A 9,417-nucleotide genomic window follows, 5' to 3' on the forward strand; every position below is an offset into this window, starting at 1 on the left:
TCGCCCGGGAATGGCGTTGTCTCTCCCGGGCGTCCATCCGCGATCCCGGCGGAGTTGACAGATTCAAATTGAAGCCGCGCTGCCAGCGCGAAGGAGCCTGGACCGATGAATCAAGAGGTCATGAACATTTTCAGTCCCGGAAGCCCTCCGGCGACCTTTGACTCGATCAAGATCTCGATCGCGTCTCCTGAGAAGATCCTGTCCTGGTCCTACGGAGAGATTAAGAAGCCGGAGACGATCAACTACCGGACGTTCAAGCCCGAGCGCGACGGCCTGTTCTGCGCCCGGATCTTCGGCCCTATCAAGGATTATGAGTGCTTGTGCGGCAAGTACAAGCGCATGAAGTACAAGGGCGTGATCTGCGAGAAATGCGGCGTCGAGGTGACGTTGAGCCGCGTGCGCCGCGAGCGCATGGGCCATATCGAGCTGGCCGCGCCCGTTGCCCATATCTGGTTCCTGAAGTCTCTGCCGAGCCGCATCTCGCTCCTCCTCGACATGACGCTCAAGGAGATCGAGCGGGTTCTTTATTTCGAGAACTATATCGTCCTTGAGCCGGGCCTGACGCCGCTGAAGCCGCGCCAGCTCCTGACCGAGGACGAATATATCGCCTATCAGGATGAATATGGCGAGGATGCCTTTACAGCTTCGATCGGTGCTGAAGCGATCCGTGATCTCCTGCGGGAAATCGATCTCGACAAGCTCAGTGACAGCCTGCGCCAGGAGATTGCCGAGTCGACCTCGGAACTCAAGCCGAAGAAGCTTGCCAAGCGCCTGAAGCTGGTTGAGGCCTTCATCGAATCCGGCAACCGGCCGGAATGGATGATCCTCACCGTGGTGCCGGTCATTCCACCGGAGCTGCGCCCCCTGGTGCCGCTCGATGGCGGTCGCTTTGCGACTTCCGACCTGAATGATCTCTATCGCCGCGTCATCAACCGCAACAACCGTCTGAAGCGGCTGATCGAGCTCAAGGCGCCGGACATCATCATCCGCAACGAGAAGCGCATGCTTCAAGAAGCGGTGGACGCGCTGTTCGACAACGGCCGCCGTGGCCGTGTGCTCACCGGTGCCAACAAGCGCCCCCTGAAGTCGCTCTCCGACATGCTGAAGGGCAAGCAGGGCCGGTTCCGCCAGAACCTGCTCGGCAAGCGCGTCGACTATTCCGGTCGTTCCGTGATCGTGGTCGGCCCCGAGCTCAAGCTGCATCAATGCGGTCTGCCGAAGAAGATGGCGCTCGAGCTGTTCAAGCCCTTCATCTATTCGAGGCTTGATGCGAAGGGCCTGGCCGCAACGGTCAAGCAGGCGAAGAAGCTGGTCGAGAAGGAGAAGCCCGAGGTCTGGGACATCCTGGACGAGGTCATCCGCGAGCATCCGATCCTGTTGAACCGTGCGCCGACCCTGCACCGTCTCGGCATTCAGGCCTTCGAGCCCGTGCTGATTGAGGGCAAGGCGATCCAGCTGCATCCGCTGGTCTGCGCGGCGTTCAACGCGGATTTCGACGGCGACCAGATGGCCGTGCACGTGCCCCTATCGCTTGAAGCACAGCTTGAAGCGCGCGTGCTGATGATGTCCACCAACAACGTGCTGCACCCAGCCAATGGTCAGCCGATCATCGTGCCGAGCCAGGACATTGTGCTTGGGCTCTATTACCTGTCGCTGATGCGGCAGAATGAGCCGGGCGAGGGCATGGCTTTTGCCAATCTGGCGGAAATCGACCACGCGCTGGAAGCGAAGATCATCACCCTGCATTCGAAGATTAAGGCGCGCTTCACCTCCGTCGATGCCGACGGCAATGAGGTGACCAAGATCTACGAGACCACGCCGGGCCGGATGAAGATCGGCGCGCTTCTGCCGAAGCGTCCGGGCATCACCTATGATCTCTGCAACAAGCTGCTCACCAAGCGTGAGATCAGCCGCATGATCGATGCCGTCTATCGCCATTGCGGTCAGAAGGAATCGGTCATCTTCTGTGACCAGATCATGGGCCTTGGCTTCTACAACGCCTTCAAGGCTGGCATTTCCTTCGGCAAGGATGACATGGTCATTCCCGAGACGAAGGAGAAGCTCGTCGAGGAGACCCGGCAGCTCGTCAAGGAATACGAGCAGCAATATGTTGATGGCCTGATCACCCAGGGTGAGAAATACAACAAGGTCGTCGATGCCTGGGCCAAGTGCACCGATAAGGTGGCCGACGAAATGATGGCGCGGATCTCGGCCGTCGAGTTCGAGCCCGAGAACGGTCGCGAGAAGCCGATCAACTCCATCTATATGATGGCCCATTCGGGCGCCCGTGGTTCACCGGCGCAGATGAAGCAGCTCTCCGGCATGCGCGGCCTGATGGCCAAGCCGAGTGGCGAGATCATCGAGACGCCGATCATCTCGAACTTCAAGGAAGGCCTGACCGTTCTCGAGTACTTCAACTCGACTCACGGTGCCCGTAAGGGCCTCGCGGACACCGCCTTGAAGACGGCGAACTCGGGCTATCTCACGCGCCGGCTGGTGGACGTCGCTCAGGATTCGATCATTACCGAACCCGATTGCGGCACTGAAGACAGCATCACCACGAGCCCGCTCATCGATGCGGGTGAGGTGGTTGTCTCGCTCGGCACTCGCGTGCTCGGCCGCACCGCCGCGGAGGACGTGATCGATCCGGGCACCGGTACGGTGATCGTGCCGAAGAACAACGAGATCATGGAGGAGCATCTCGAGGCCATTGAGCGCTCGGGCCTCCAGCAGATCCGTATTCGTTCGGTATTGACCTGTGCCACCAAGTTCGGTGTTTGCGCCAAGTGCTATGGTCGCGACCTTGCGCGCGGCACGCCCGTCAATATGGGCGAGGCCGTGGGTGTCATCGCGGCCCAGTCGATTGGCGAGCCGGGCACCCAGCTCACCATGCGCACCTTCCATATCGGCGGCACCGCCCAGGTGCTGAACGAATCCTTCCTGGAATCTGCGCATGAGGGCACGGTGAAGATCCGCAACCCCAATATCGGCCGTGACAGCGCGGGTCGGTATGTGGTCATGGGCCGGAATACCTCGATTGCCATCGTCGACGACAATGGCGTGGAACGTGCGCACCACAAGGTGATGTACGGCACGCGTCTGCACGTGGCTGACGGCGACAAGGTCAAGCGCGGCACGCGGCTCGCGGAATGGGATCCCTATACCCGTCCCATTCTCACCGAGATCGACGGCACCGTGGACTTCGAGGATGTCGTCGAGGGCATCTCCGTCAAGGAGGTGGCGGACGAGGCGACCGGTATCACCAGCCGTGTGATCATGGACTGGCGGTCATCGCCGCGAGGCAGTGATCTGCGTCCAGCCATGGTGATCAAGGACAAGGACGGCAATATCGCCAAGCTGCCGCGCGGTGGCGAGGCGCGCTATCTCCTGTCCGTGGACGCCGTGCTGTCGGTTGATCCCGGTGCACAGGTGAAGTCGGGCGATGTGCTGGCGCGCATCTCGACGGAAAGTGCCAAGACCCGTGACATCACCGGCGGTCTGCCGCGGGTGGCGGAACTGTTCGAGGCCCGCCGTCCGAAGGATCACGCCATCATCGCCGAGATTTCGGGCACCGTGCAGTTCGGTCGCGATTACAAGAATAAGCGCCGGATCCGGATCGAGCCTGATGACGCCAATCTCGAGCCTGTCGAATACCTGATCCCCAAAGGCAAGCATCTGCCTGTCCAGGAGGGCGACCACATCGACAAGGGCGAATATCTGATGGACGGCAACCCCGCCCCGCATGACATCCTGGCGATCAAAGGGATCGAGGAGCTCGCAACCTTCCTCATCAACGAGATCCAGGAGGTCTACCGGCTGCAGGGGGTGATGATCAACGATAAGCATATCGAGGTCATCGTCCGCCAGATGCTGCAGAAGGTCGAGATCGAGAGCAGCGGCGACAGCCTGCTTCTGCCTGGCGAGCAGGTGGACCGCATCGAGCTTGATGAGATCAACGAGAAGCTGCTGGCCGAGGGTAAGCAACCCGCCTCCGGCAAGCCGGTTCTGCTTGGCATCACCAAGGCTTCGCTCCAGACCCGTTCCTTCGTGTCCGCGGCCTCTTTCCAGGAGACCACCCGCGTCCTCACGGAGGCGGCGGTCAATGGCAAGACGGACTTGCTCGAGGGCCTGAAGGAGAACGTGATTGTCGGTCGGCTGATCCCGGCGGGCACCGGGCGGATGCTATCGCGTTACAAGCAGGTTGCCGATAAGCGCGATCAGCTTATTCTGGATGAGCGGCGGAAAGGCGAAGCGCCCGCCCTTCCGGCATCGTCTAACCCGGTTGCAGACCCCTTTCCCTCCGCTCAGGAGCAATCGGTCTGAGACTTGATCGGGAAGTCTGAAAGGGAAAGCGGCTGCCTCAGGTAGCCGCTTTCTTCTTGTGGAGACCAGCTTTAAGCCGGTCCGGCATCCGACTTGGGCTGGACGAAAGCCACCACGGCGCCGCCCCCATCCGTCACCAGCGCCACCTCTCCGATATAGTCGCTGTGGAACGGGCCGTGCATGAGCCTTCCGCCGACGGAATTGGCGTGTTGTACGGCGCGGTTGATGTCGTCTACTGCGATACAGGATATCCAGAAATTCGGAGTGCCGTCGAAGACTGGCGAACTCATCTGGTAGATACCGCAGACTGGCGCACCATCCTTCATGGCGATCCAGTAAATGCTTTTGTCGGCAAGCTCGAGCGGTCGGTAGCTCCACCCCATAATATCAGCATAAAATGATTTGGCGGACTCGGCATTCCAGGTGAGAAGCTCGTTCCACCAAATCTTACCATGGACTTTCATTGCAATCCTCGTTGATTAATGGACGTATCATACGCAGGACCTACATCCAGAGATTGTAGAAAACGGCCATTGCAACAAGGTTTACGTGACCTGCAGAATCTGGTGAGCAGCCGACCCACGCGGGGTGCCGTGATTTTCCGCGAAGACAAGGGTTGACGGGGCGAGGGCGGATAAGTATGTTCCCCCAACTTTCGACGGCAGGCTGTAGGCGACTCGTGTGCCTAAACGCTGTCAGAAGTTAGCGGCGAACAAGTCGGGACACGACCTCGGGGCATTGCCCTGCGGTCCTCTGATTCAACAAGCGCTAGCGAGCGGCGCAAGCCCTTCGCCAAGCGCTCGAATTTGTGTTTCGGCGGCATCTTATGGTGCAGCCGTTTAATCTTGAACAGTTGGACGAACGAAGAGCGCGAATGCCAACGATCAACCAGCTTATCCGCAAGCCCCGGGCCCCCCTCGGCAAGCGAAATAAAGTTCCGGCCATGGAGGCCTGCCCGCAGAAGCGGGGCGTGTGCACCCGTGTGTATACGACGACGCCGAAGAAGCCGAACTCGGCGCTGCGTAAGGTGGCGAAGGTTCGTCTGACGAACCAGTACGAGGTTGTGACCTATATTCCGGGCGAGGGGCACAATCTGCAGGAGCACTCGGTGGTTCTGATCCGCGGTGGCCGCGTGAAGGATCTTCCAGGTGTGCGCTATCACATCATCCGTGGTGTGCTCGACACCCAAGGTGTCAATGCCCGCCGTCAGCGCCGGTCGAAATACGGCGCGAAGCGGCCGAAGTGAGCTTGGGGAAGAGGAGCTAGGCAATGTCACGTCGTCGCGGCGCAGACAAGCGGGAGATCAATCCGGATCCGAAATTCGGTGATCTCGTCGTATCCAAGTTCATGAACAACCTGATGCGGGACGGAAAGAAATCCGTCGCCGAAGGGATTGTCTATGGCGCCTTCGAGAAGATCGAGCAGCGTGCCAAGACCGATCCGGTCGGCGTTTTTCATCAGGCGCTGGGCAATGTCAGCCCGGCGATCGAGGTGCGCTCTCGCCGCGTTGGCGGTGCGACTTATCAGGTGCCGGTTGAGGTTCGCTTTGAGCGCCGCCAGGCCCTGGCCATCCGCTGGATCATCACGGCGGCGCGCGCTCGAAACGAAAACACTATGGTCGATCGGCTCTCGGCCGAGCTTCTTGACGCAGCAAACAATCGCGGCGCCGCGGTGAAGAAGCGCGAAGACACGCACCGGATGGCAGAAGCCAACCGCGCCTTCTCGCATTACCGCTGGTAACGGCCCGACGGAGATTACGGCAATGCCCCGCACCCATCCGATCGAGGATTATCGCAATTTCGGCATCATGGCGCACATTGATGCCGGCAAGACCACCACGACCGAGCGCATCCTGTTCTACACGGGCAAGAGCCACAAGATCGGCGAAGTCCATGAGGGTGCTGCCACCATGGATTGGATGGAACAGGAGCAGGAACGCGGCATCACGATCACCTCGGCCGCAACCACCTGCTTCTGGAAGGGCAAGCGCCTGAACATCATCGACACGCCGGGCCACGTCGACTTCACCATTGAAGTCGAGCGCAGCTTGCGCGTGCTCGACGGCGCCATTGCGCTGCTCGATGCCAATGCCGGTGTTGAGCCGCAGACCGAGACGGTTTGGCGCCAGGCGGACAAATATCATGTGCCGCGCATGATGTTCGTCAACAAGATGGATAAGACGGGCGCCGACTTCTACAAGTCGGTCGAGATGATCAAGACCCGCCTCGGGGCAACGCCGCTGGTGATCCAGTTGCCGATCGGCGCCGAGAATGACTTCAAGGGCTGCATCGATCTGATCAAGATGCAGGCGATCGTCTGGCGCGACGAGAGCCTGGGCGCGGAGTTCGACTATGTCGAAATTCCCGCAGATCTCAAGGACCGGGCCGTCGAGTACCGCGAGAAGCTCATCGAGCAGGCCGTCGAGATCGATGAAGCCGCGATGGAAGCCTATCTCGAAGGGAACGAGCCGGACGAAGCGACCCTCAAGGCGCTGATCCGCAAGGGCACTTGCGAGGTGACCTTCTTCCCGATCCTGTGTGGCTCTGCCTTTAAGAACAAGGGCGTGCAGCCGTTGCTGGATGCGGTGGTCGATTACCTCCCGAGCCCGATCGAGATTCCGGCCGTGAAGGGTGTCGATGTCAAGACTGGCGCCGAGGCGACCCGTAGCGCCAAGGACACCGAGCCGACCTCGCTCCTGGCCTTCAAGATCATGAACGATCCCTTCGTGGGCTCGCTGACCTTCTGCCGCATCTATTCGGGCAAGCTCGAATCCGGCAGTCAGCTGCTGAACACGGTGAAGGAAAAGCGCGAGCGTGTTGGCCGTATGCTGCAGATGCATGCGAACCACCGCGAGGAAATCAAGGAAGCTTTCGCCGGCGACATCGTGGCCCTGGCCGGTCTGAAGGAGACGACCACCGGCGATACGCTGTCGGATCCCAATTATCCGATCATCCTGGAGCGCATGGAATTCCCTGAGCCGGTGATCGAGATCGCGATCGAGCCCAACAGCAAGAGCGATCAGGAGAAGATGGGCATGGCCCTCAACCGGCTGGCGCAGGAGGATCCCTCCTTCCGTGTCAAGACCGATGAGGAATCCGGGCAGACCATTATTGCCGGGATGGGCGAGCTTCATCTGGACATCATCGTCGACCGCATGCGTCGCGAGTTCAAGGTGGAGGCCAAGGTTGGTGCGCCTCAGGTGGCCTATCGCGAAACGATTTCGCGCCTGGCTGAGGTGGACTACACCCATAAGAAGCAGACCGGCGGCTCCGGACAGTTCGCTCGGGTCAAGCTGGTGATCGAGCCTGCCGAGCAGGGCTCCGGCTTCAGCTTTGAATCCAAGATCGTCGGCGGTTCGGTGCCGAAGGAATACGTCCCGGGTGTCGAGAAGGGCATTCGCAGCGTGGTCGAGACGGGCGTGCTTGCGGGCTTCCCCATGCTCGATCTCAAGGCGAGCCTTATCGATGGTGCCTATCACGATGTGGACTCGAGCGTGATGGCCTTCGAAATCGCCTCTCGTGCGGCCTTCCGCGAGGCGGCTCAAAAGGCTGGCTTGAAGCTGCTCGAGCCGATCATGAAGGTCGAGGTGGTCACGCCGGACGAATATATGGGCGACGTGATCGGTGACCTGAACGCCCGTCGTGGGCAGATCCAGGGAACCGAAAGCCGCGGTGTGGCTCAGGTGATCACCGCCATGGTGCCGCTGGCCAACATGTTCGGCTACGTGAACAATCTGCGGTCGATGTCTCAGGGACGGGCGCAGTACACGATGACCTTCGACCACTATGCCGACGTTCCGAAGGCGGTGTCGGATGAAGTGGTTGCGAAATACGCCTGATCTTGGATCGGCGGCTGGGTTGAGACAGCCCGGACGGGCTAGATGGACAAGGACAGTTTGAGATGGCCAAGCAGAAGTTCGATCGTTCGAAGCCGCATGTGAACATTGGGACGATTGGTCATGTTGATCATGGGAAGACGTCTCTGACGGCGGCGATCACGAAGGTTCTGGCGGAGACTGGCGGGGCGACGTTTACGGCCTATGACCAGATTGACAAGGCGCCTGAGGAGAAGGCGCGCGGGATCACGATCTCGACCTCGCATGTGGAATATGAGACGAAGAACCGTCACTATGCGCATGTGGACTGCCCTGGGCACGCGGACTATGTGAAGAACATGATCACGGGTGCGGCGCAGATGGACGGGGCGATCCTGGTTGTGTCGGCTGCTGACGGCCCGATGCCGCAGACGCGCGAGCACATTCTTCTGGCGCGTCAGGTTGGCGTTCCGGCTCTGGTTGTGTTCCTGAACAAGGTTGACCAGGTTGATGATCCCGAGCTTCTGGAGCTCGTGGAGATGGAGGTGCGCGAGCTTCTGTCGAAATACGATTTCCCTGGCGACGACATTCCGGTTGTGTCGGGCTCGGCGCTTGCGGCGCTTGAGGATCGCGATCCCGAGGGGATTGGCCGGGCCTCGGTGCTGAAGCTGATGGAGGCTGTGGATGCCTATATCCCGACGCCAGAGCGTCCGAAGGACCAGCCGTTCCTGATGCCGATCGAGGATGTGTTCTCGATTTCGGGGCGTGGCACGGTGGTGACGGGCCGCATCGAGCGTGGCGTTGTGAAGGTCGGCGAGGAAGTTGAGATCGTCGGCATCAAGGACACGCGCAAGACGACGGTGACGGGCGTGGAGATGTTCCGCAAGCTGCTGGATCAGGGCGAGGCTGGGGACAACATTGGTGCGCTGCTGCGCGGCATCGACCGCGAGATGGTTGAGCGTGGGCAGGTTTTGTGCAAGCCGGGCTCGGTGAAGCCGCACAAGAAGTTCACGGCTGAGGCCTATATCCTGACCAAGGAGGAGGGTGGCCGTCATACGCCATTCTTCACCAACTACCGTCCGCAATTCTATTTCCGGACGACGGATGTGACGGGCGTGGTGACGCTGCCGGAAGGCGTGGAGATGGTGATGCCGGGCGACAACGTGTCGATGAGCGTGGAACTGATCACGCCGATCGCCATGGAAGAGAAGCTGCGCTTCGCCATCCGTGAAGGCGGCCGCACCGTCGGCGCCGGCGTCGTCTCCTCAATCGAAGAGTAA

General features: G+C 60.4%; 6 protein-coding genes. 5 read left to right on the forward strand and 1 reads right to left on the reverse strand.

Going from position 1 to position 9,417, the window contains the following annotated elements; translation table 11 throughout:
- The first annotated feature begins 105 nt into the window (after positions 1–105).
- Positions 106–4,323, forward strand: coding sequence for a DNA-directed RNA polymerase subunit beta' (gene rpoC, locus RCF49_RS22405; RefSeq protein WP_342641995.1), 4,218 nt, complete (start codon positions 106–108; stop codon positions 4,321–4,323).
- 71 nt (positions 4,324–4,394) lie between these two features.
- Here the strand turns inward: rpoC and RCF49_RS22410 are convergent, their stop codons facing one another.
- Positions 4,395–4,787: a VOC family protein gene (locus RCF49_RS22410; RefSeq protein ID WP_342641996.1), complete on the reverse strand. Its 393-nt coding sequence runs from the start codon at positions 4,785–4,787 to the stop codon at positions 4,395–4,397.
- 410 nt (positions 4,788–5,197) lie between these two features.
- Between RCF49_RS22410 and rpsL the strand changes: the two genes are divergently transcribed.
- The 4 genes from rpsL to tuf all read left to right on the forward strand — a co-directional run bounded on the left by rpsL (position 5,198) and on the right by tuf (position 9,417).
- Entirely contained in the window at positions 5,198–5,569 is a 372-nt protein-coding gene (gene rpsL / locus RCF49_RS22415; protein ID WP_144295121.1) for a 30S ribosomal protein S12, read from the forward strand.
- A 23-nt stretch (positions 5,570–5,592) separates the two neighbouring features.
- Positions 5,593–6,063, forward strand: coding sequence for a 30S ribosomal protein S7 (gene rpsG, locus RCF49_RS22420; RefSeq protein WP_342641997.1), 471 nt, complete (start codon positions 5,593–5,595; stop codon positions 6,061–6,063).
- 22 nt (positions 6,064–6,085) lie between these two features.
- Positions 6,086–8,161, forward strand: coding sequence for an elongation factor G (fusA, locus tag RCF49_RS22425; RefSeq protein WP_342641998.1), 2,076 nt, complete (start codon positions 6,086–6,088; stop codon positions 8,159–8,161).
- A gap of 62 nt (positions 8,162–8,223) precedes the next feature.
- Positions 8,224–9,417 (forward strand): elongation factor Tu, encoded by a 1,194-nt coding sequence (tuf, locus tag RCF49_RS22430; RefSeq protein WP_342641987.1) that lies wholly within the window; start codon positions 8,224–8,226, stop codon positions 9,415–9,417.

It is taken from the genome of Rhodoligotrophos sp. CJ14, from assembly GCF_038811545.1.
GTDB lineage: Bacteria > Pseudomonadota > Alphaproteobacteria > Rhizobiales > Im1 > Rhodoligotrophos > Rhodoligotrophos ferricapiens.